This window comes from Clostridium sp. CAG:43, assembly GCF_000434655.1.
Taxonomy (GTDB): domain Bacteria; phylum Bacillota; class Clostridia; order Lachnospirales; family Lachnospiraceae; genus Otoolea; species Otoolea fessa.
Window position 1 is genome coordinate 913 of record NZ_FR894989.1, and the last position, 728, is coordinate 1,640.

Annotated in this window: 1 protein-coding gene; it reads left to right on the forward strand. The window is 51.2% G+C overall.

All coding sequences use genetic code 11. The annotated features are described in order from the left end of the window. A partial coding sequence (locus QVO97_RS00595; protein ID WP_288188500.1) for a L,D-transpeptidase occupies window positions 1-717 on the forward strand: 717 nt, incomplete at its 5' end. Between the last annotated feature and the right edge of the window lie 11 nt (window positions 718-728).

Consider the following 728-nt stretch of genomic DNA (forward strand, 5'->3'; position numbering starts at 1 on the left):
CATATCGGTGATGCAACCGAGACACTGTCCGGTACTGAATATGTCAGCTGGTATACAGGCGGCGAGAATGGTGTCATTACTGTAGACCGCGATAAGGCAGCTGCTTACATCAAGGCGCTGGCAGCGAAATACGACACAGCTGGAACTACCCGTACCTTCCATACCACTTCCGGAAAAGAGGTTGCCTTGACAGGCCCTTATGGATGGAAGATTGACCAGACCGCAGAGACAGACAACCTGGTTCTGATGGCGCAGACAGGCATCAATCAGGAACGTGAAGTCCAGTTCTCCCAGCAGGCAGCCAGCCATTCAGACGCAGACTGGGGCAATACCTACGCAGAAGTTGATTTCGGCGCCCAGCATGTATATATGTACGAAAACGGTGCCCTGACCTGGGATGCTCCGTGCGTAACTGGAAACGTATCCAAAAACTACACAACCCCGGAAGGTATTTACAGCCTGACCTACAAGCAGACCGACCGCGTTCTGCGCGGCACCAAACAGGCAGACGGCACATATGAATATGAAAGTCACGTAGACTATTGGATGCCATTCAACGGCGGCATCGGTTTCCATGACGCAAGCTGGAGAAGTAAATTCGGCGGAACCATCTACCAGTATTCCGGTAGCCACGGCTGCATCAATCTGCCGGTTGATAAAGCAAAACTTCTCTACGAGAAAGTATACAAGGGAATGCCGGTTCTCTGCCACAACTAAACATTTCTTCT